Raw genomic sequence first — 20,717 nt, forward strand, 5'->3', positions numbered from 1 at the left:
TACTCCGCCTGAGTACCGGCCCTCGACTGATCAGTTCACCGACGCCGGCGCGTGCGCCGCAGCGAAGCCCGCTGCCGCACGGCCTTGCGGCGCAGCGAAGCCTGCTCGGTGCGCGCCCGCTCCTGCAGCGCCACGGTGGCCTCGCGCAGCGCTTCCTTCTCGTGCTCGGCCTTTTCGCGCAGCGCGCGCCTGGCCTCGCGCAGCATTTCCTTCTCCTGCCGCGCCTTCTCCTTGAGCACCACCTTGGCCTCGCGCATCGCCGAGCGCAGCCCGCGCCGCTGCCCGGTCTCCGGGTCGACGCCGAGCCAGCTCGCGGTGTCCGAACTCGGCAGCGACGGCAGCGTGATACCGGCGAACTTGCGTTCCGAGGAGGTCTCGGGGGCGTTGTCGGCGGTGGCCTTCAGGAAACTGTCCGGCAGCGCGAGCTTGTGGATGGTCCGGAAGGCGAGCAGGTACTGCTTGCCGAGCGAGCCGGTGGTGTAGGGCAGGTCGTACTTGTCGCACAGCTCGCGCACTCGCACCGCGACCTCGGAGTACCGGTTGCTCGGCAGGTCGGGGAACAGGTGGTGCTCGATCTGGTAGCAGAGGTTGCCGCTCATGAACGCCATCGCGGGGCCCGCCTTGAAGTTGGCGCTGCCAAGCATCTGCCGCAGGTACCACTCGCCGCTCGTCTCGCCCTCGAGCTGCTCGATGGTGAACTTCTCGGCGCCGTCGGGGAAGTGGCCGCAGAAGATCACCGCGTAGGCCCACAGGTTGCGCACCAGGTTCGCGGTCGCGTTCGCCTTCAACGTCGACATGAACGCGGGGCCGGTGAGCGCCGGGTAGAACAGGAAGTCCTTGGCCACCTGCCGGGCGATCTTGCGACCGAACTCGCGGTTCGGCTCGGACATCAGCTCTTTCGGCGGAGTGCCGGACAGTTCCTTCTCGATACTCCAGTCGTGGATCGCGATGCCCCACTCGAAGGTGGCGGCGAGCAGCAGGTTCGCCAGCGGCTGCACCAGGTGCATCGGACGCCAGGCCTCGTCGCGGGTCATCCGCAGGATGCCGAAGCCGAGGTCCTCGTCCTTGCCGAGCACGTTGGTATAGGTGTGGTGGGAGTAGTTGTGCGCCCGGCGCCACTGCGACGACGGCCCGGTCTGGTCCCACTCCCAGGTGCTGGAGTGGATCTCCGGGTCGTTCATCCAGTCCCACTGGCCATGGCTGATGTTGTGCCCGAGCTCCATGTTCTCGACGATCTTGGCGACCGACAGCAACGCGGTGCCGGCGAGCCAAGCCCAGCGCTTGCGGCTGCCGAACAGCACCGCGCGACCCGCGACCTCGAGTGCCCGCTGCGCGGCGATGGTGCGCCGGATGTACTTGGCGTCACGCTCGCCACGGGACTGCTCCACCGAGCGGCGGATCGAATCGAGCTCCTGCCCCAGTGTTTCGATGTCTGCCGCAGTCAGGTGGGCAAATGCCTGAATATCGGTGATTGCCACCGGGTGTCCTTTCGCTGCTCACTTTGATTTGAGGGTACCCAAAGACTGTCAGCGGTGTCCGGAGCCGAGGCCCGGCGCGCGCTCAGACGTCAAGGGTGCAGTCGCCCGCCGCGGCGGAGATGCAGGTCTGCACCTTGTCGCCTTCGCGATGCTCGTCACCGTTGCGTAGGTCACGCACGTGCCCGGAACTCAGTGTCACGACACAGGTTTGACAGATGCCCATGCGGCAGCCGAACGGCATCTGCACGCCCGCGGCCTCGCCCGCCTCGAGCAGGCTGGTAGAGCCGTCGATCTCGGCGGTGCGGCCGGTTTTGCCGAAGGTGACGGTGCCGCCCTCGCCGACCGCGGAACGCTCGATCTCGAACCGCTCCACGTGCAGCCGGTCCGCGACGCCCGCGTCGCGCCAGTGGTGTTCGATCTCGTCCAGCATCGCGGCCGGGCCGCAGGCCCAGGTCTGCCGTTCGCGCCAGTCGGGGAACTTCTCGTCGAGCCCGGCCAGCGCGAACTTGCCGTGTTCGCCGGTGAGGTTGACGTGTGAGGTGAAACTCGGATGCCGATCGTGCAGGTCGCGCAGCTCGGCGCCGAACATCACGTCCTCGGCGGTGCGCGCGGAATGCAGGTGCTCCACGTCGGTGACCATGCCGCGGCGATCCATCGACCGCAGCATCGCGAGCACCGGGGTGATCCCGCTGCCCGCGGTCAGGAACAGCACCTTCTCCGGCGGCGGGTAGGGCAGCACGAAACCGCCCTGCGGTGCGGCGAGACGCACCACGGTGCCGACCGGAACGCCGCTGACGAGGTGGCTGGACAGGAAACCCTCCGGCATCGCCTTCACCGCAATGGAGATGACGCGCTTGCCGCCCGCCTCCGGGTCCGACCAATTCGGCGGGCAGGTCAGCGAATAGGACCGCCAGTGCCAGCGCCCGTCGATCAGCACGCCGATGCCGATGTACTGACCGGGTTCGTATTTGAAGTCGAAGCCCCAGCCCGGCTTGATCACCAGGGTGGCCGAATCCGCCGTTTCCTTGCGCACGTCGACGATGCGACCGCGCAGCTCGCGCGCCGACCACAGCGGGTTGGCCAAATGTAAATAGTCATCCGGCAGCAGGGGGGTGGTAACGCGTGCCACCGCCCCGCGCAGCACGTTCAGCCTGCCGCCGCGTTCGGCGACCGCGGCCGCCGGTGCCTCCAGCCACTCTCGCACGCCCCGCACGGAGAATCCCCCAGTTTTCGAGCTCATCGCTGCCGTTCGTCTTCCTGTTCGTCGGATGCGCTGCCCACGCAACAGCCAGGTTACGGCATCGTAGGTTGGCCGAGGGTGTCGTGGCGGTCACCCCGATCATCCTCCGGTGATCGACCGTTGGTCATCACCTCGGGGCGATAAGGGAACGTCAGAGGAGTTCGAGCAGGAACGGCAGTTCCTGCGCGGCGTACCAGGCCAGCTGGTGGTCTTCGGCGTCGCCGAGCACGAATTCGGCGTCGGCGTCGCCGAGGTCGGCGGCGTCCACCACGTCGACGGCCTTGGCCACCTCGGGCTCGGCCTCGACCAGGTCGACGTGCACGCAGCCGATCTGGTCGTAGGTGATGGGCCCGGCCAGCTTGACGACGGCGTCGTCGAGGTCGGAGCGCAGCTTCGCGCCGGTCACATCGGCGGCGATCACCGCGCGCCGATAGACCGGGCGGCCGGTCGCGGCGGGCTCGGCGTCGTCGGCCGGTTCGTCGGCCTCGTCGCGTTCGGCGGCGAGCAGGCGCAGCGAGGCGCGTGCGGCCTCACCCATCGCCACCTCGGCGAGCTCCTCGTCGTCGCCGGAGGCGTAGGCCTCGCGCAGCGCCGGGGTCACCGCGAACGCGGTACCGCCGATCGGGCGCAGTTCCCGGTTCGTGACGAGCTCGCGCAGCATCGGCACCGTCGCGGGGATATAGACCCGCAGGCGCGGAGCCTGCGGAGCGCCCCGAGGGCCCAAGTTCTCCTGATCAGACGCAGGCACCGAGCATCTCCTCCATGGAATCGCGCACCGACGCGGCCAGCACCCCGATGTCGGCCATCGCGTCGCGGTCGGCGTTGAGTCCGTAGAAAACGCGTCCGTTATAGGACGTGATCCCGATGCTCGAGGCCTGATTACGCAGCAGCGGCGACACCGGATACATCTCCAGCATCCGCGCGCCGCCGATGAACATCGGGGTCTGCGGACCAGGTGCGTTGGTGATCACCAGATTGAAAGTGTGTTCTGCGAAGGTACTCGCCGCGCGCACGCTCATGGCATGCAGGCTCGCCGGAGCGAACCCGGCCAGGTGCACCAGCGTGCGCGCGCGGACGCCGCGATGCTGCCTGCCGTTGGCCTCGGTGGCGTGCGCGATGTGCGAAAGCCGCATCACCGGATTCGGCTCGCCGACCGGCAGGTCGATCAGGAACGAGGACACCTCGCCTGCCGGTTTCAGCTGATCCCCGTCCGCCCCTTCGACATACACCGACATCGGCACCACGACGCGCAGCGTGGTCGATTCGGTGAGGCCCTCGCCGCGCGACAGCAGCCAATTGCGCAGCGCGCCGGTGACCACCGCGAGGATGACGTCGTTGATCGAGCAGTCGAAGCGCTTGCGGATCTTGCGGTAGTCGTCCAGGTCGGTGCGCACCACGTCGAAGCGGCGGTTGCGCGAGGTGCGCGCGTTCAGGGGGCTATCCGGCGCGCCGGTCGTCGCGGCGCGCACGGCGGACACCACCGAGTCCATCGCCCGGCCCGCGGCGCCGATCACCGCGAAGGCGTGCCCGCTCGCGCGCCGGGCCACCTCGATGGCCTCGCGCGGCTGGGCGACCAGGTGAGTCAGCGCCCCGACGAGCAGTTCCGCCTCGTTGGGTTCGCGGGGTGCGAGCCAGGCGTCGTCGGCGAGTTCGCGCGGCGACGGGCCGTTGTCGAGGATCACGTGGCCGATCTCCAGCGCGGTGTCCCCGTCGACCAGGGCCGAATGCGTCTTGGTGAAGATCGCACAGCGGTTGTCGGACAGGCCCTCGATCAGATACATCTCCCACAGCGGCCTGGTCTGATCCAGTGGCCGGGAGGCCAGCCTGGCCACCAGTTCGTGCAGTTGCTCGTCGGTGCCCGGACCGGGCAGCGCCGAGCGGCGGATGTGATAGGTGATGTCGAACTGGCTGTCCTCGACCCAGACCGGGCGGCCGAGGGCCAACGGGATCTCGCGCACTTTGCGCCGATAGCGGGGGACCAGCGAGAGCCTGGCGTCGACCAGATCGACCAGGCGGTCGTAGTCGAGCACCGGTTCAGCAGGGCCGCTGCCCTGCTCGGTATTTCGGAGGATGGCGAGGGCGCCGATGTGGATCGGATTGCTGCTCGACTCGAGCCGATAGAACGACGCGTCCTGCGGCGTCAGTCTCGTGATCACGCTGCCCGGTGCTCCTTTTTCGATGCCGCCTCGCGCTTATTGTGCTGTCGCCACAGGGATTCAGCTGCTCAGTTGTGGCGTATCCGGTGAAATCGGCGATCCCCTTTACCCGCCCCGGCTTCCGTGGCAAGCTGTTCGACTCGAGCACGGGGAACTCGATTCGATCACAGGGGGACACTGGATGCACAGTCGACGACCATCGCTTTCGCCGGCGCCACGGCTCGAACCGCCGCTGGATGGGGAGCGGCCGGGCCGCGCTCGGCCGGATGCGTTGTCGCCACGAGCCGCGCTGCCCTGCCGTCGCATGCCGTCACATAGCGGGCCAACCGATCGGGCGGCGCAGCGACGCGCCCGGCACGACGGACGTCCTCCATCGTACGGCACCGACGGTGAAACAGGTTCCGCGGCAAGTCGATTCGCTGAAAGTTCGCTGCGGCTGGTGTTGGAGGTGCTGGACGGCCGGCGCTCGGCGGTCCAGCTGCGCAGGCTCGCGACACCGCCGGTGTTCGCCGCCATCGAGACGCTCGCGCGGTCCGCGCCGCCAGGGCACGGGCTCGGTCCGGCCACCCTGACCAAGCTCGGCGTCGAGCTGACCGGCCCGAACTCCGCCGAGGTCTACGGCAGCTACCGGCGCGGACCCCGGGTCTTCGCGGTCGCCGCGTGCGTGGTGCTGCAGCGGGCGGGCTGGCAGCTGACCGCGTTCCGCGTACTGTGAGTACCAGGGCGGATGACGCGGCCACACGCTGATCCGGCCGAACGGCGCTGCTCGTCGGCACCTACGATCGGCACCGCATTACCATGGGGCGTGCAGCGGATTCCGCACTCGGAGCGCGAACCCGCACGCCGGCCGTGAGTCCACATCTCGCACCCGGCGCCGACGACACGAAATGACACACCGACCAGAGGACTGACGAGACCCGTGCCTGCGCTGACACTGACGAGGTTGCTACGGATTGGTGAGGGTCGCATGGTCAAGCGGCTCGCCAACTTCGCCGATCAGGTTCTCGACCTCGAGTCGGATTACGAGCTACTCACCGACGACGAGCTGCGCGGCAAGACCGACGAGTTCCGTGAGCGCTACTCCGACATGGTCGAGGAAGGCCACGCGGATCCGCTCGGCGCGCTGATGGCCGAGGCCTTCGCGGTGGCCCGCGAGGCCTCCTGGCGAGTGCTGAACCAGAAGCACTACAAGGTGCAGATCATGGGCGCCGCCGCGCTGCACACCGGCAACATCGCCGAGATGAAGACCGGTGAGGGCAAGACGCTCACCTCGGTGCTGCCCGCCTTCCTCAACGCGATCAGCGGCGACGGCGTGCACATCGTCACCACCAACGACTACCTGGCCAAGCGCGACTCCGAGTGGATGGGCCGCGTGCACCGCTTCCTCGGGCTCGAGGTCGGCGTGATCCTCGGCGGCATGACGCCCGCGCAGCGGCGGGTGGCCTACGGCGCCGACATCACCTACGGCACCAACAACGAGTTCGGCTTCGACTACCTGCGCGACAACATGACGCACTCGCTCGACGATCTGGTGCAGCGCGGGCACAACTTCGCCGTGGTCGACGAGGTCGACTCCATCCTGATCGACGAGGCGCGCACGCCGCTGATCATCTCCGGCCCGGCCGACGCCTCCAGCAAGTGGTACGCCGAATTCGCGCGCATCGCACCGCTGTTGAAGAAGGACCTGCACTACGAGGTCGACATCAAGAAGCGCACCATCGGCGTGCACGAGGCCGGCGTCGAGTTCATCGAGGATCAGCTCGGCATCGACAACCTCTACGAGGCCGCCAACTCGCCGCTGGTCAGCTACGTGAACAACGCGATCAAGGCCAAGGAGCTGTACTCGCGCGACAAGGACTACATCGTCCGCGACGGCGAGGTCATCATCGTCGACGAGTTCACCGGCCGCATCCTGGTCGGGCGCCGCTACAACGAGGGCATGCACCAGGCGATCGAGGCCAAGGAGGGGGTGGAGATCCAGCCGGAGAACCAGACCCTGGCCACCATCACCCTGCAGAACTACTTCCGCCTCTACGACAAGCTGTCCGGCATGACCGGTACCGCCGAGACCGAGGCCGCCGAGCTGCACCAGATCTACAGCCTCGGCGTGGTGCCGATCCCGACGAACAAGCCGATGATCCGCGCGGACCAGTCCGACCTGATCTACAAGACCGAAGAAGCCAAGTTCGCGGCCGTGGTCGACGACGTCACCGAGCGGCACGAGCGGGACCAGCCGGTGCTGATCGGTACCACCAGCGTCGAGCGCTCGGAGTACCTGTCCAAGCAGTTCACCAAGCGCGGCATCGCGCACACCGTGCTGAACGCGAAGTTCCACGAGAACGAGGCGGCGATCATCGCCGAGGCAGGCCGACCGGGCGCGGTGACCGTGGCGACCAACATGGCTGGTCGTGGTACCGACGTCGTGCTCGGCGGCAACCCGGACATCATCGCCGACCTCATCCTGCGCAAGGAGGGCCTGGATCCGGTGGAGACGCCGGACGCTTACCAGCAGGCGTGGCTGCCGACGCTGGAGCGGGTCAAGTCGCAGACCGCCGAAGATGCCGAGGTGGTGCGCGACGCCGGTGGCCTCTACGTGCTCGGCACCGAGCGGCACGAGTCCCGTCGTATCGACAACCAGCTGCGTGGTCGTTCCGGCCGTCAGGGTGACCCCGGCGAGTCGCGCTTCTACCTGTCGCTGGGTGACGAGCTGATGCGCCGCTTCAACGGTGCCGCGCTCGAGTCGATCATGACCAGGCTGAACCTGCCCGACGATGTGCCGATCGAGGCCAAGATGGTCTCCAAGGCGATCAAGAGCGCGCAGACCCAGGTCGAGCAGCAGAACTTCGAGATCCGCAAGAACGTGCTCAAGTACGACGAGGTGATGAACCAGCAGCGCACCATCATCTACGGCGAGCGCAACCGGATCCTGCGCGGCGAGGACATGGAGGGCCAGGTCCAGAGCATGATCACCGACGTGGTCACCGCCTACGTCAACGGCGCCACCGCCGAGGGCTACGTCGAGGACTGGGATCTGGACAAGCTGTGGACGGCGCTCAAGACGCTGTACCCGGTCAAGCTCAACTACAAGGACCTGACCGGCGAGACCGCGGTCGGCGAGGCGGGCGACCTCGGCCGCGAGGAACTGCTCGACGCGCTGCTCGACGACGCGCACGAGGCCTACGAGCGGCGCGAGGCCGAGATCGACGGGCTGGCCGGCGAGGGCAGCATGCGCAATCTCGAACGGCAGGTGCTGCTTTCGGTGCTCGACCGCAAGTGGCGCGAACACCTCTACGAGATGGACTACCTCAAGGAGGGCATCGGCCTGCGGGCGATGGCGCAGCGCGACCCGCTGGTCGAATACCAGCGTGAGGGCTTCGACATGTTCGCGGCGATGCTCGAGGGCCTGAAGGAGGAGTCGGTCGGCTTCCTGTTCAACCTGCAGGTCGAGGTGCAGCAGCCGCAGCCGGAGGGCGTCTCGGTCGATCAGGGCCTGCGCTCGCCGGTCGGTGCGATGGCCGCGCCGCGTCCGCTGCCCACCGACGAGGCGCCGGTCGCCAACGGCAGCAGCGCCCCGGCGGCGTTGCGCGCCAAGGGCATCGACGACTCGGCCCGGCGCGGGCTGAGCTACTCGGGTCCGGACGAGGGCGGGCATCGCGAGGTGCACAGCGATAAAGAGGAGTACGGCGACGGCACCACCCGCCGCGAGCGCCGCGAGGCCGCCCGCGCGCAGGAGAAGCCGAAGCGCGCCCCGAAGCCGCGTCGCCGCTAGGTGCGATGGCAGTGACGTTAGCGGCCGCCGGTGATCCGGCGGCCGCGTCAGCCGGTGCCCGGGGAGTTACCCATGTGCTGGCGAAATCAGTGGTCAGAAGGGCTTCGGCCGGGTGGGTTCGGGTCTGGAGCGGCACGGTCAGCTGGTGGTTTGTGCGGGAATCGGCGCGGAGTAAGGCGATTTGGCGTAACTTTGCCTGCCGTGGACCGAAGCACAGTTGAGGCATGGGTCAGCGAATATGAACGGGCCTGGCGATCAGCGGGCACCGACCGGCTCGGCGACCTCTTCGCCCCGGAAATCGGATACCAAGTTTCCCCATGGGCGGAACCGCTCACGGGTCTACCCGCGCTGGCGGAATTCTGGGAGACCGGGCGTGACGGCCCTGGTGAATCGTTCACGGTAGAACCCGAAGTCGTTGCCGTGGACGGACTCACCGCGGTAGTCCGGGCGGAGGTCGACTACCCCGACCAACCCGCCCGCTGGCGTGACCTTTGGGTGCTGCGCTTCGATCAGGAAGGCCGCTGCACCTGGTTCGAGGAGTGGCCGTTCGCGCCGGGCCAGCCCGACGGGCAGGAACAATCCAGCGCGGCGTTACCCGGCTGAGAGGCGCTGGGGAAAGTCCCCAGCCGTGATCTAGTCGATGGGCCGGGGAGCGTTGCTGGTCTGCCAGTGGTCGTTGGCGTTCAGCGCGGTGAGCAGGAGGCGGATGGCGGCCACTCGGCGCTCTTTGCCGGGCAGTTTGTCCAATGCGCACTCGGGGTCGGCGGGTGGGCCGAGGTGGGTGCAGCCGCGCGGGCAGTCCTCGATGGCGGCGGCGAGGTCGCTGAAGGCGGCGACCACGTCGTCGGGGGTGATGTGCGCAAGGCCGAAGGAACGGATGCCCGGGGTATCGATGACCCAGCCGCCGCCCGGTAGGGGCAACGCCACGGACTGGGTGGAGGTGTGTTTGCCTTTGCCGACGCCGGAGACCGCGCCGACAGCCCGGTAAGCGTCTGGCACAAGGCGATTCACCAAGGTGGACTTGCCGACGCCGGAGTGGCCGATGAACGCGGTAAGGCGGCCGCTGAGTAATTCGAGTACCGGGTCGAGCGGATCATCGACGCCGCCGTAGACGATGGTGAGGTCGAGATCCTCGAAGGCGGAAGCGAATTCGGACTCGGCGGCCAGATCGTGCTTGGTCAGGCACAGCACCGGATGCAGCCCACCGGCGTACGCGGCGACCATGCAGCGCTCGACGAATCCGGTGCGCGGCGGCGGGTCGGCAAGGGCGACCACCATGAACAACTGCTCGGCATTGCCGACCACGATCCGCTCGAACGGATCGGTGTCATCTGCGGTGCGCCGCAACACCGTTCGGCGTTCGGTGACCCGCACGATGCGGGCCAGCGAATCGGGTCTGCCGGACAGATCGCCGACCACGTCCACCTGATCGCCGACCACGATCGGGGTGCGGCCGAGCTCCCTGGCTCGCATGGCGACGATGTGCCGGTCCGGATCGTCGCCGAGCACACAACCCCAGCGGCCGCGATCCACCGACACCACCATGGCCGATTCCGCATCACTGTGCTGCGGACGGGTTTTCGTGCGCGGACGCGAACTCTTGCCCGGGCGTACCCGGACGTCGGATTCGTCGTACTCGCGCTTTCTCAGTGCGCCGGCCCTTGATCGGGAAGCGTCGGATCGAGCATTTGTTCCCACAGCGCAACGAAATTCGGCAGGGTCTTGGCCGTGGTGCCGATGTCCTCGATCTCGATGCCGGCCACCCGCAGCCCGAGAATCGCTCCGGCCGTTGCCATTCGGTGATCGGCGTAGGAATGCCAACGGCCACCGTGCAATTCGGCGGGCTCGATCTGCAGCCCGTCCTCGGTCTCGGTGACCTTGCCGCCGAGGCGGTTGATCTCGGTGGACAGCGCGGCCAGCCGGTCGGTCTCGTGTCCGCGCAGGTGCGCGATGCCACGCAGATGCGACGGGGAATCGGCCAGCGCCGCCAGGGCCGCGACCGTCGGAGTCAGCTCGCCGACGTCGTGCAGGTCGATATCGATACCGGCCAGGCGATCGGGGCCGTGCACCGTCAGCACGCCGTCGAAGACCCGCGCCTCGGCGCCCATCCGCACCAGGATCTCGCGGATCACGTCGCCGGGCTGGGTGGTGAGCCGCGGCCAGTGCGGGATCTTGACCTCGCCACCGGTGACCGCGGCGGCCGCCAGGAACGGCGTCGCGTTGGACAGATCCGGCTCGACATCCCAGTCCACCGCGCGAATCGCGCCGGGCGCCACCTGCCAGGTCTGCGCCAGGCGGCTGTGCTCGGGCGCCTGCACCTGCACGTCGGCCCGGCGCAGCATCTCCACGGTCATCTCGATGTGCGGCATCGAGGGCAGCGCCTTGCCGTCGTGGTGCACGATCAGACCCTCGTCGAACCGCGCCGCCGAGAGCAGCAGGCCCGAAACGAACTGCGAGGAACCGGAGGCGTCGATGGTCACCGTGCCGCCGCGCAGCGCGCCCTTGCCGCGCACGGTGAACGGCAACGCGTTGCCGTCGATGTCGGCGCCGAGGCTGCGCAGCGCGTCCAAGATGGTGCTGAGCGGGCGAACCCTGGCCTGCGCGTCGCCGTCGAAGGCCACATCGCCGGCGGCCAGCGCGGCCACCGACGGCAGGAAGCGCATCACGGTGCCCGCGAGCCCGCAGTCGACCCCGGCGCCCCGCAGCGGGCCCGGGGTCACGGTCAACGTGTCCCCGTCGCCCTCGATGCCGGTGCCGAGCGCGCACAACGCCGCGATCATCAGGTTGGTATCGCGACTGCGCAACGCACCGGACAGCGTCGAAGGACCATCGGCCAGTGCGGCCAAGATCAAGGCCCGGTTCGTGATCGACTTCGATCCAGGCAGGGTTACGGTCGCGTGTACCGGGACATCGACATGGGGCGCTGGCCAGAAACTCACGACGCTAGTCTATTGGCCGCGTGGCCGCGGCGTGGTTCGCGGCCCTATTAGTCAGCATCGCGCAGCGATTCGATGAGGGGCGGTGGTCGGGCGACGGGTGGGCCTCGCGTCCGAGCCGTCGAGACTCGCGCCTGCGGCGCATGCGCTTCGACGACTCGGACGCGAGACGGCCGCGAACGGGTCGCTCGTAAGACTCGCTCCGTGGTGGTCGTGTGAGCGGGACTGTCGAGGTTCCGGGTCGACCGATACGGCGTTCTGGCGCAACCGAATTGCTTACTTGTGCCGTCCGTGCAGGAACGGGACCAGCTTGCGAAGCAGCTTCATGGTGGACTGGGTGCGCGAGTAGCTGAGCAGTGCCATGCCGGGAATCGCGAAGCGCTGCACCGCGATCGAGTGCGGGCGGGCGAATTCGCGCAGGCCCGGCTCGCCGTGGATGCGGCCGATGCCGGAATCGCCGACGCCGCCGAACGGCAGGCCGGGGATGGCGGCGAAGGCGAGCACCGAGTTCACCGAGGTGGCGCCGACGTGCAGCCTGCGCGCGATCTCCAGGCCGTTCTTCTTGGAGTACACCGCCGAGGACAGGCCGTACTTGGAGCTGTTGGCCAGTTCGACCGCCTCGTCGACGCCGTCGACGGTGCGGATGGTGACCGTCGGGCCGAAGGTTTCCTCCTGCACCGCCTCGGACTTCTCGTCCACGTCGACCAGCACGACGGGCTCGATGAACGGCGCCTTCACCGATTCCGGGCCGCCGAGCACGGCGGTGCCGCCGTTCTTCAGCGCGGACTCGATGTGGCGGCGCACGATGTCGACCTGGCTGGGCATGGTCATCGGGCCGTAGGAGGCGTCGGCGCCCGAGCCGGGCCCGACCTTCTCCAGGATCTTCTTCACCTCGGCGACGAACTCGTCGCGCACCGACCGGTCGACGTACACCCGTTCCACGCCCGCGCAGGTCTGGCCGCTGTTGGCGGTGGCACCCCAGGCGACCGCGTCGGCGGCGGCCTTCACGTCCGCGTCACCCGCGACGATCACCGCGTCCTTGCCACCGCATTCGAGCAGCACCGGGGTGAGGTTCTCGGCGGCGGCGGCCATGATCCGCTTGCCGGTCGCGGTGGAGCCGGTGAACGCGAGCTTGTCGACGCCCGACTTGACCAGCGCCGCGCCGGTCGCGCCGTAGCCGTTGATGGTGCTGAACACGCCCTCGGGCAGGTCCGGGTTGGCCTTGGCGAACGCGTCGGCCAGGAAATTGCCGATGCCGGTGGAGAATTCGCTCGGCTTGAACACCACGGTGTTGCCCGCGGCGAGCGCGTAGCCGATGGAGCCGTTGGGGGTGTAGACCGGGTAGTTCCACGGGCCGATCACGCCGACGACGCCGAGCGGGCGCTGCTCGACCCTGGCGGCGAAGTTCGACATGAACGCGCCGGGGGAGACCTTCTTGGGCGAGAGCACCTTCTTGGCGTTCTTGGCCGCCCAGGCGATGTGCTCGAGCGCCAGCATCAGTTCCAGGAAGGCGTCGTCGAGCGGCTTGCCGTTCTCGTCGTGGATCAGCTTGCAGAACTCGTCGGAATCCCTGACCAGCTGGCTCGACCAGCGCAGCAGGTGCGTCTTGCGCTCGTCGTAGCTCAACGCGCCCCAGGTGGCGGCGGCCGTGCGCGCCTTCGCGACGGCCGCGAGCACCGCCGCGTCGTCCGCGATCGGATGGGTGCCGATCACCTCGCCCGTTGCGGGGTTCACCGACGTGAGCGCTGTGTCGTGGTCGGCAGGTTTGGTGTCGGTGGATGTCACGATGGGTCTCTCCTCTTGCCGGATGGATGCTCGGGACGACGACGATCCCGGTTGCTCCTGGCGGTGGCCGGTCGGTGCGCAAGCGTCAGCGGACGGGCACAGAGACCACCCATCCTCTGAGAGAATGTTAGGTCAAAACTCTCAACTGGTCACTAGCTGTGGATCAATTGTCCACGAGATTGTCGGTGGTGGGTGGGAGTATCGGGATATGTGCGGACGATATGCGACCACGACAGACCCCGGCCGGCTCGCGGTCGAGCTGGATGCGATCGATGAAACCGACAGCACTGCGGGCTCGGGCAATTTCACCAACTACAACGTCGCGCCGACCACGCAGATCCTCACCGTGGTGGAGCGGCACGAGCACGGCCACCAGGACGACGAGCCCAAGCTGCGGCTGCGGCGGATGCGCTGGGGCCTGATCCCGTTGTGGACCAAGGCCGCCGAGCCGGGTGTTCCGGTGAAGGGCAAGCCGCTGTTCAATGCCCGCGCCGACAAGGCCGCGACCACGCCCTCGTTCCGCGACGCGGTGAAATACCGGCGCTGCCTGGTCCCGATGGACGGCTGGTACGAGTGGGTCGTCGAGCCGGACACCGGAGCAAAGGGCAAGGCGGTCAAGAAGCCCTTCTTCATGGCACAGGCCGACGGCTCCCGGCTGTACATGGCCGGGCTGTGGTCGGTGTGGCGGGACAAGTCCCTCGAGGAGAGCGAGCCGCTGCTGTCCTGCACCATCCTCACCACCGACGCGGTCGGCGACCTGACCCGCATCCACGACCGCATGCCGCTGCCGATGCCGCAGGAGCACTGGGACGCCTGGCTCGACCCGGACCACCCGGCACCCGCCGAGCTACTGGCGACGCCGAGCGAAGCGGCGATCGCGGGGATCGTGGCGCGACCGGTGCCGTCGCTGGTCAACAGCGTGAAGAACAACGGACCGGAACTGCTCGAGCCCCTGTCGGCAGACGCGGAAGCCGGGCAGATCAGTTTGCTCTGATCGCCCGGCTCCGCACTCGGCTACCTCAGAGCGAACACTTCACGGCCGGGCTCGCGATATTGAGCCCGCATTTGACGATGCCGGTGGCCAAATCGATGACCTGGGTGGTCACCGTGCCGCCGAGCTTCTCCGCCTTTTTGCCCTGCTCGTCCGGCTTGGGTGTGCTCGGCGTGCCATCGTCGGTGCCCAAGCCGTCGAAGGGGAAGTCGACCTGGGCCGCGATGGGCGCTGCGGCCGCCGTCGGAGCGTGCAGCGCGAACGCGCCGACGGCCAAAGTGAAGGTTCCGAGCAGGGCGACGATCACGGTGCGGACACGCTGGTGCGCGGGCATTTCGCATCACATCCTCGAGTCGGACGAATCTGGCCCGTCCATTGACGCACAGATTGTGTCGAATCAAGTGAATTACCGGGTCCTCACTGTGGCGGTCACCGCCGAGGTCAGCCGCACCAGGTCGGCAGGTGCCAGCTCGATCTCCAGCCCGCGGCGGCCGGCGCTGCACAGGATGCGATCCCAGGTCAGCGCGGAATCGTCCAGCACGGTCGGCAACAGCTTGCGCTGACCGAGCGGCGAGATGCCGCCGAGCACGTACCCGGTGGTCCGCTCGGCCTTCACCTTGTCGGCCATGCTCACCTTCGACACGCCGAGCGCGGCCGCGGCGGCCTTGAGCGACAACGTATTCGGCACCGGAAGCACCGCGACGGCGAGCGAGCCGTTGGCCATTTCGAGCACCAGTGTCTTGAAGACCTGCGCCGCGGTCACACCCAGCTCGTCGGCGAGCGCGTCGACCGCCTCGGTGCCATAGGAATCGGCGCGCGGATCGTGCTTGTAGGCGTGCACCCGGTGGGCGATCTTGGCCTGGGTCAGCGTCCGGATCGCCGGTGTCGAGGCTCCTGCCATGGCGGAAACCTTAACGACGAGACCCGTCCGGCCCGCAACGGTTTTTCGGCTGCTGGCGTTTCGCTGCGGGAACACAGGACGTGTCCCGCATGTTGGAAGCGAGTACAGAGCGCTCGGCCGGGACGAAATCCCCGGTCGTCGCCTGATCAGCCCAGTAAATGACGTGAAGGAGATGTCGGTGCCCGTGCTGCTCGACGAACGTCCGATCTGGACGAAGACGTCACCGACGGAAGCCGGATTCCCATTCGAATTGCCAGTGCCGGTAGATTTGGCAGGTACGGCGATCGAAGGGACAGGTGTGACGAGCGACCATGCGGCGCGAGCGACGGGCCCGGAGGCGGCTGCGGAGCGTAACCGCGCAGGGACCCGCGAGGGCCGCGAATCCGATACTGACGGGGTAACCGACGGTGTCGGCGCCGCGGTCGACGAAACCGAGCTGGCCCAGCGGTTCGAGCGTGACGCGCTCCCGCTGCTCGACCAGCTCTACGGCGCCGCGCTGCGGATGACCAGGAACCCGGCCGACGCCGAGGATCTGGTGCAGGAGACCTACGTCAAGGCGTTCCAGGGGTTCAAGTCCTTCAAGGAGGGCACCAACCTGCGCGCTTGGCTGTACCGGATCCTGACCAACACCTACATCAACTCCTACCGCAAGAAGCAGCGCCAGCCCGCGCAGTACCCGACCGACGAGATCACCGACTGGCAGCTCGCCGCTACCGCCGAGCACACCTCGCAGGGTCTGCGTTCGGCCGAGGTCGAGGCGCTGGACGCGCTGCCGGACGACGACATCAAGGCCGCGCTGCAGGAGCTTCCGGAGGAATTCCGGATGGCCGTGTACTACGCGGACGTCGAAGGCTTCCCATATAAGGAAATCGCCGACATCATGGGCACCCCCATCGGTACCGTGATGTCCCGGCTGCACCGTGGTCGCAAGCAGCTCAAGGGTTTGCTCGCCGATGTCGCGCGCGAGCGTGGATTCAACCGTTCGGGGGAACGCCAGGAGGTCAAGCAGTGAGCACCGAGCGGGACCCCGATATGGACCTGGATTGCACGGCCGTACTCACCGATATCTGGCTGATGCTGGATGGGGAGTGCAACGACGACACCCGTGCTCGGTTGCAGCATCACATCGATCATTGCTCGCCCTGCATCGAGGCCTACGGCATCGAGGAGAAGATCAAGGGTCTGCTGAGCCGCAAGTGCGGCGGCGACCGTGCGCCGGACGCCCTGCGCGAACGGCTGACCTTCGAGATCCGCCGGACGGTGACGGTGGTGGAGACCAAGATCGACTCCGCCGAGTCCTAACGCGCAGCGCAAACAACTGAGCGGCACGCCTTCCCTACGGAAGTGCGTGCCGCTCTGCGTTTTTCGGCCGAGCTCTCGCTCAGGCGTTTGGCCGCTTGCCGTGGTTGGCCGCGTTGCCCTTGCGACTACGCTTCTTACGTCCGCGCTTGCCCATGAGTAGTCTCCCTTCTGGTTGAAGGCCATTCTTTCACGTGTGGTTGGCTATACCTTCAGCGGATGCAGGCCGTGCGGCTCGGCCGCTCGGACTCGCCGGGAGAGCTGCGGCGAACCAACCGAACGAATGGGGTGTCAGATGGCTGAGGAAGTGCTCGCCGAGCTGGTGTCGGTCGTCTACCAAGTTGTGGCCAAAGAGGGCGATACCGTCAAAGAGGGCGACACCCTGGTGATCCTCGAGTCGATGAAGATGGAGATCCCGGTGCTGGCCGAGGTCGGCGGCACTGTCACCTCGATCGGCGTCAAAGAGGGCGACGCCATCAAAGCCGGTCACCTGATCGCAGTCATCTCCTAGAGCGTTAGCGGTAGATCTTCATGGCGACGCTGAGCGAGCTATTAGCTGAACACACCGACCTACCCGGCGTCGCCGTGGACCATCTGCAGCGCGTGGTGGGTGATTGGCAGCTGCTTGCCGATCTGTCCTTCGCCGATCTGCAGCTGTGGGTCGGCGCGGGACCGATCGCGGCGGGCGCCGACATCGTGTGTGTCGCGCAATGCCGTCCGACCACGGCATCCACCGTGCACCACGAGGACCTGGTCGGCACCCTGGCCCTGCAGGCCGACCATCCGCAGGTGTTCGAGGCGTTGATGTCGGGCAAGATCGTCCGCGCCGATCGTGATGTGGAGACCGCGGGCGTGTATCACCCCACCCCGGTGCACGCGATCCGCGAGGCCATCCCGGTGCGCTGCGGCGACGACGTCATCGCGGTGCTCAGCCGGGACACCGACGTACAGCGCTCCCGGGTGCGCAGCACGCTCGAAATCGCCTATGTCGCTTGCGCCGACGATCTGTGCCAGATGATCGCCGACGGCACCTTCCCGACCACCGAGGATCGCGCGGCCACCCATTCCAGCCCGCGCGCCGGTGACGGATTCATCCGCCTCGACACTGAGGGCATCGTCGTCTACGCCAGCCCGAACGCCCTGTCCGCCTATCACCGGATGGGCCTGCAGGCCGATCTCGCGGGCCAGGATCTCGCGGTCCTCACCCGCTCGTTGATCACCGACCCGTTCGACGCGCAAGAGGTGGTCGGCGACATCCAGGCCGCGCTGGCCGGGCGCACCGGCCGCCGGATGGAGGTGGAGGCGCGCGGCGCGACCGTGCTGCTGCGCACCCTGGTGCTGCGCCCGCACGGCGAATTGGCCGGTGCCGCAGTACTTGTGCGCGATGTCACAGAGGTCAAACGCCGGGATCGGGCGCTGCTCAGCAAGGACGCCACCATCCGGGAGATCCACCACCGGGTGAAGAACAACCTGCAGACCGTCGCCGCGCTGCTGCGGCTGCAGGCACGGCGCACCGAGAACGAGGAGGCACAGGTCGCGCTCACCGAGTCGGTGCGCAGGGTCACCTCCATCGCGTCGGTGCACGAGATGCTGTCGATGTCGGTGGACGAAGAGGTCGACCTGGACGAGGTGGTCGATCGGCTGCTGCCGATCATGGCCGACGTGGCCACCGTGCACACCGCTCGGATCAAGGTGCGGCGGGCGGGCTCGCTCGGTGTCTTCTCCGCCGAACGCGCGACGCCGCTGGTGATGGTGCTGACCGAGTTGGTGCAGAACGCGATCGAGCACGCCTTCGATTCCGGCGAGAACGGCACGGTGACAATCCGTTCCGAGCGCTCGGCGCGTTGGCTCGACGTGATCATCAGCGACGACGGCCGCGGCCTGCCCGCCGGTTTCAGCCTGGAATCCTCCGACCGCCTCGGCCTGCAAATTGTGCGCACGCTGGTGACCGCGGAACTCGGCGGTTCGATCGGCCTGCACCCCGGTGCCGACATCGGAACCGATGCGGTACTGCGGGTTCCGTTGGGTCGGCGTTCCGGCCGTTAGTAAGTCGTTTCGTTATATGCGTTGTGGTACAAGAGAGCCCGGCACCTCGAGGGTGCCGGGCTTAAATGCGTTTACCGGACCGGGGCTGATTGGTCCGGTAAATCCGATCGTCTGCTAGACGACGGTGCGGGTGCGCGTGCGTGCGTTGCGACGCTTGAGCGCCCGGCGCTCGTCTTCACTCATACCGCCCCACACGCCGGCATCCTGTCCGGACTTCAGGGCCCAGGACAGGCAGTCGGCGGTAACGGGGCAGCGAGCGCAGACCAGCTTGGCATCGGCAATCTGCGCGAGCGCAGGACCACTGTTACCCACCGGGAAAAACAGTTCGGGGTCCTCGTCGCGACAGATGGCCTTGTGGCGCCAGTCCATTCCTCTGCTCCTTTGCTGGGCGCCGCAAATGGCGCCGACGGTTTGTGGATCGTTCACTTGTGCGACTCGAATGTTTCCGCACGGTTGCTTGTGAATGCTTTCACGAACACCGTAGATGTCAATAGGTATCTGGTGCACCGTGGGGAAGCTCACGCTCTATCGGCCCCCGTTAGGGGAACCTGCCCGGTCCTTTGTACTCGCTCTACCCAGTTTTCGCAGCACTACCACGATGTTTTTCGTGCGTTTCCTGCATCACTCTGGTCGCGGCGCCACGACATCCAAGACGGCGGGCACGGCCGTGAAATCCACCACGTTGCGCTTCCCGATAAAGTCGCCATCGATTTGCAGACCGATGGGTTCCTTCGTCTCGATACGCACGGACGGAACGTTGTCTTCGCGAAACAAATTGCGAGACTTGGGGTTTCCGTCGACTGCCAAGAGCTGTCTGGCAAGCAGCAGTGTAGGCAGTACTGCCATGGAACGCACGGCAAACACGCCGAGACCGTCTTCGAACCTTGTGCCGGGGTTGGTGTGCACCGGCGTGGTGTTGAGGTAGGTCCACGGCGTGGTGTTCGTTACGAAGGCGTAATGCACGTCGGTAACCGGCTCGTGGCCCGGGACCTCGATCCGGACGCTCGGCTCGTTCCGCTTGGCCCGGAAGAACTGTCGTACGGTTGTTCGAAGGTAGCGGGCGGGGGAGGCGGTCTTCCCGTCGGCGCGGCTCTCATCGATCGCCTCGCACACGTCGGCGTCCAGGCCGACGCCCGCGCTGAAGCAGAACCAGCGGTCATCGGCGAGGCCGAGCCCGATCCGCCGGTCCCGGTCCAGCGTGAGCAGATCGATGAGCTGGTTGGTAGCGGTCACCGGGTCCGGTGAGATGCCGAGCGCCCGCGCGAACACATTCGCCGAGCCGCCGGGGATCACGCCGAGCCGGGGCAGCCAGGCCTGGCCGTCGTTGAGCTCGGGCAGCGGCAGGAAGCCGTTGATGGTCTCGTTGACCGTCCCGTCGCCGCCGTGCACGACGATCAGATCCATCTCGTTGGTCGCGGCCCACTGCGCCAATTCGGCGGCGTGGCCGCGGTGCTGGGTGTGCGCGACGGTCAGTTGGGTGCGGCTCTCCAGGGCGTGTGCCAGCAGGTCCCGCGTCGCCGGCGTGGTGGAGGTGGCATTCGGATTCACGATCAGCAGCGTCCGCACGTCCCGCAGCCTAATCGCCGCCGGATCCGTCCGAAAAGCCGCTGAACCGCAACGGTCGCGGCGACGTCGACTACGGCGGGTCGTAGGCTTGTCGGGTGGCTGAGAACGCGGACGTTTCTGGTGGCGCGCCGAAGACGGTGCGTGGCGCGGGTGGGCTGGTGACGCTGGAGGGTGCCGTCGCCGTGATCGCCGCGCTGGTGTTGATCGTGCGCGGGCTGCTCGGCCACGATCAATCCAAGGCCAGCGGCTACGGCACGGCCGCCTGGTTCGGCATCCTCGGCGGCGCGGTGCTCGCCGCGGGCATCGGGCTGCTGTTGGGAAAGCGCTGGGGGCGCGCGATCGCGGTGATCGCCCAGTTGCTGCTGCTGCCGGTCACCTGGTCGTTGCTCACCGACTCGCATCAGCCGGTCTTCGGCACGCTGCTCGGCGTCGTCGTCATCGCCACCCTGGTGCTGCTGTTCGCCCCGGCCTCCACGCGGTGGATGGCCGCCGACTACGCGATCGAGCCCGAGAAATCTTGATCAACGTGGCTTGACCCTGGGTGTCGTAC

The 20,717-nt window shown here is 67.5% G+C and carries 21 protein-coding genes; 9 read left to right on the plus strand and 12 right to left on the minus strand.

The genetic code is table 11. The features are described from left to right. Positions 1–35: 35 nt before the first annotated feature. The 4 genes from ACIBCN_RS17810 to ACIBCN_RS17825 form a co-directional block, all read right to left on the minus strand. Positions 36–1,478: a fatty acid desaturase gene (locus ACIBCN_RS17810; protein WP_396992656.1), complete on the minus strand. Its 1,443-nt coding sequence runs from the start codon at positions 1,476–1,478 to the stop codon at positions 36–38. 82 nt (positions 1,479–1,560) lie between these two features. After that, positions 1,561–2,718 (minus strand): ferredoxin reductase, encoded by a 1,158-nt coding sequence (locus tag ACIBCN_RS17815; protein ID WP_396992657.1) that lies wholly within the window; start codon positions 2,716–2,718, stop codon positions 1,561–1,563. Between the two features lie 151 nt (positions 2,719–2,869). Beyond that, positions 2,870–3,379 carry a DUF6912 family protein gene (locus ACIBCN_RS17820; protein WP_396993299.1) on the minus strand — a complete coding sequence of 170 codons (510 nt, stop codon included), beginning with the start codon at positions 3,377–3,379 and terminating at the stop codon, positions 2,870–2,872. Positions 3,380–3,452: 73 nt separating this feature from the next. Beyond that, positions 3,453–4,874 carry a wax ester/triacylglycerol synthase family O-acyltransferase gene (locus ACIBCN_RS17825; RefSeq protein WP_396992658.1) on the minus strand — a complete coding sequence of 474 codons (1,422 nt, stop codon included), beginning with the start codon at positions 4,872–4,874 and terminating at the stop codon, positions 3,453–3,455. A 304-nt stretch (positions 4,875–5,178) separates the two neighbouring features. On the opposite strand from ACIBCN_RS17825, the gene ACIBCN_RS17830 reads away from it, so the two are divergent. From ACIBCN_RS17830 to ACIBCN_RS17840, 3 genes are all read left to right on the plus strand, one after another. After that, positions 5,179–5,589 (plus strand): Rv3235 family protein, encoded by a 411-nt coding sequence (locus ACIBCN_RS17830; RefSeq protein ID WP_396992659.1) that lies wholly within the window; start codon positions 5,179–5,181, stop codon positions 5,587–5,589. 204 nt (positions 5,590–5,793) lie between these two features. Next, positions 5,794–8,643 carry a preprotein translocase subunit SecA gene (gene secA / locus ACIBCN_RS17835; protein ID WP_396992660.1) on the plus strand — a complete coding sequence of 950 codons (2,850 nt, stop codon included), beginning with the start codon at positions 5,794–5,796 and terminating at the stop codon, positions 8,641–8,643. 201 nt (positions 8,644–8,844) lie between these two features. Continuing rightward, positions 8,845–9,246, plus strand: coding sequence for a YybH family protein (locus ACIBCN_RS17840; RefSeq protein WP_396992661.1), 402 nt, complete (start codon positions 8,845–8,847; stop codon positions 9,244–9,246). Between the two features lie 30 nt (positions 9,247–9,276). Here ACIBCN_RS17840 and rsgA read toward each other — a convergent pair whose 3' ends face one another. From rsgA to ACIBCN_RS17855, 3 genes are all read right to left on the minus strand, one after another. Continuing rightward, the gene (rsgA, locus tag ACIBCN_RS17845) at positions 9,277–10,341 is read right to left on the minus strand and encodes a ribosome small subunit-dependent GTPase A (RefSeq protein WP_396992662.1); all 1,065 of its coding nucleotides are present in this window, start codon (positions 10,339–10,341) and stop codon (positions 9,277–9,279) included. After that, positions 10,290–11,582 carry a 3-phosphoshikimate 1-carboxyvinyltransferase gene (aroA, locus tag ACIBCN_RS17850; protein WP_396992663.1) on the minus strand — a complete coding sequence of 431 codons (1,293 nt, stop codon included), beginning with the start codon at positions 11,580–11,582 and terminating at the stop codon, positions 10,290–10,292. The genes rsgA and aroA overlap by 52 nt, the downstream gene beginning before the upstream one ends. A gap of 273 nt (positions 11,583–11,855) precedes the next feature. Further along, positions 11,856–13,364 (minus strand): aldehyde dehydrogenase family protein, encoded by a 1,509-nt coding sequence (locus ACIBCN_RS17855; protein ID WP_396992664.1) that lies wholly within the window; start codon positions 13,362–13,364, stop codon positions 11,856–11,858. Positions 13,365–13,572: 208 nt separating this feature from the next. On the opposite strand from ACIBCN_RS17855, the gene ACIBCN_RS17860 reads away from it, so the two are divergent. Beyond that, on the plus strand, positions 13,573–14,358 hold the full coding sequence (locus ACIBCN_RS17860) for an SOS response-associated peptidase (RefSeq protein WP_396992665.1): 786 nt from the start codon (positions 13,573–13,575) through the stop codon (positions 14,356–14,358). 25 nt (positions 14,359–14,383) lie between these two features. On the opposite strand, the gene ACIBCN_RS17865 is transcribed toward ACIBCN_RS17860, so the two are convergent. Together ACIBCN_RS17865 and ybaK are read right to left on the minus strand one after the other, a co-directional pair. Beyond that, a complete protein-coding gene (locus ACIBCN_RS17865; RefSeq protein WP_396992666.1) occupies positions 14,384–14,689 on the minus strand; it encodes a hypothetical protein in 306 nt (101 codons plus the stop codon). A gap of 72 nt (positions 14,690–14,761) precedes the next feature. Continuing rightward, positions 14,762–15,256, minus strand: a complete 495-nt coding sequence (gene ybaK, locus ACIBCN_RS17870) for a Cys-tRNA(Pro) deacylase (RefSeq protein ID WP_396992667.1) — start codon at positions 15,254–15,256, stop codon at positions 14,762–14,764. A gap of 436 nt (positions 15,257–15,692) precedes the next feature. Between ybaK and ACIBCN_RS17875 the strand changes: the two genes are divergently transcribed. Together ACIBCN_RS17875 and rsrA are read left to right on the plus strand one after the other, a co-directional pair. Then, a complete protein-coding gene (locus tag ACIBCN_RS17875) occupies positions 15,693–16,268 on the plus strand; it encodes a sigma-70 family RNA polymerase sigma factor (RefSeq protein ID WP_036559476.1) in 576 nt (191 codons plus the stop codon). A gap of 20 nt (positions 16,269–16,288) precedes the next feature. Then, on the plus strand, positions 16,289–16,558 hold the full coding sequence (rsrA, locus tag ACIBCN_RS17880; protein ID WP_396993300.1) for a mycothiol system anti-sigma-R factor: 270 nt from the start codon (positions 16,289–16,291) through the stop codon (positions 16,556–16,558). Between the two features lie 79 nt (positions 16,559–16,637). On the opposite strand, the gene ACIBCN_RS17885 is transcribed toward rsrA, so the two are convergent. Continuing rightward, positions 16,638–16,712, minus strand: a complete 75-nt coding sequence (locus ACIBCN_RS17885; RefSeq protein ID WP_022597109.1) for a 50S ribosomal protein bL37 — start codon at positions 16,710–16,712, stop codon at positions 16,638–16,640. A 138-nt stretch (positions 16,713–16,850) separates the two neighbouring features. Between ACIBCN_RS17885 and ACIBCN_RS17890 the strand changes: the two genes are divergently transcribed. Together ACIBCN_RS17890 and ACIBCN_RS17895 are read left to right on the plus strand one after the other, a co-directional pair. Beyond that, positions 16,851–17,066, plus strand: coding sequence for a biotin/lipoyl-binding carrier protein (locus tag ACIBCN_RS17890; protein ID WP_357380764.1), 216 nt, complete (start codon positions 16,851–16,853; stop codon positions 17,064–17,066). Positions 17,067–17,086: 20 nt separating this feature from the next. After that, positions 17,087–18,601, plus strand: a complete 1,515-nt coding sequence (locus ACIBCN_RS17895; protein WP_357380762.1) for a histidine kinase N-terminal domain-containing protein — start codon at positions 17,087–17,089, stop codon at positions 18,599–18,601. 114 nt (positions 18,602–18,715) lie between these two features. Here the strand turns inward: ACIBCN_RS17895 and ACIBCN_RS17900 are convergent, their stop codons facing one another. Together ACIBCN_RS17900 and ACIBCN_RS17905 are read right to left on the minus strand one after the other, a co-directional pair. Continuing rightward, a complete protein-coding gene (locus ACIBCN_RS17900; protein WP_011211115.1) occupies positions 18,716–18,970 on the minus strand; it encodes a WhiB family transcriptional regulator in 255 nt (84 codons plus the stop codon). A 252-nt stretch (positions 18,971–19,222) separates the two neighbouring features. After that, entirely contained in the window at positions 19,223–20,167 is a 945-nt protein-coding gene (locus ACIBCN_RS17905) for a diacylglycerol/lipid kinase family protein (protein ID WP_396992668.1), read from the minus strand. A 95-nt stretch (positions 20,168–20,262) separates the two neighbouring features. On the opposite strand from ACIBCN_RS17905, the gene ACIBCN_RS17910 reads away from it, so the two are divergent. Continuing rightward, complete coding sequence (locus ACIBCN_RS17910; protein ID WP_396992669.1) at positions 20,263–20,688, plus strand: hypothetical protein; 426 nt, start codon at positions 20,263–20,265, stop codon at positions 20,686–20,688. The last annotated feature ends 29 nt before the right edge of the window (positions 20,689–20,717 follow it).

It is taken from the genome of Nocardia sp. NPDC051052 (assembly GCF_044456045.1).
Lineage (GTDB): Bacteria > Actinomycetota > Actinomycetes > Mycobacteriales > Mycobacteriaceae > Nocardia.

Coding starts and splice junctions, on each gene's coding strand:
- ACIBCN_RS17860 (WP_396992665.1), top strand. CDS start 13,573: ATGTGCGGACGATATGCGACCACGACAGACCCCGGCCGGCTCGCGGTC.
- ybaK (WP_396992667.1), bottom strand. CDS start 15,256: ATGGCAGGAGCCTCGACACCGGCGATCCGGACGCTGACCCAGGCCAAG.
- ACIBCN_RS17830 (WP_396992659.1), top strand. CDS start 5,179: ATGCCGTCACATAGCGGGCCAACCGATCGGGCGGCGCAGCGACGCGCC.
- rsrA (WP_396993300.1), top strand. CDS start 16,289: ATGGACCTGGATTGCACGGCCGTACTCACCGATATCTGGCTGATGCTG.
- ACIBCN_RS17895 (WP_357380762.1), top strand. CDS start 17,087: ATGGCGACGCTGAGCGAGCTATTAGCTGAACACACCGACCTACCCGGC.
- ACIBCN_RS17865 (WP_396992666.1), bottom strand. CDS start 14,689: ATGCCCGCGCACCAGCGTGTCCGCACCGTGATCGTCGCCCTGCTCGGA.
- ACIBCN_RS17820 (WP_396993299.1), bottom strand. CDS start 3,379: ATGCTGCGCGAGCTCGTCACGAACCGGGAACTGCGCCCGATCGGCGGT.
- ACIBCN_RS17815 (WP_396992657.1), bottom strand. CDS start 2,718: ATGAGCTCGAAAACTGGGGGATTCTCCGTGCGGGGCGTGCGAGAGTGG.
- ACIBCN_RS17900 (WP_011211115.1), bottom strand. CDS start 18,970: ATGGACTGGCGCCACAAGGCCATCTGTCGCGACGAGGACCCCGAACTG.
- ACIBCN_RS17890 (WP_357380764.1), top strand. CDS start 16,851: ATGGCTGAGGAAGTGCTCGCCGAGCTGGTGTCGGTCGTCTACCAAGTT.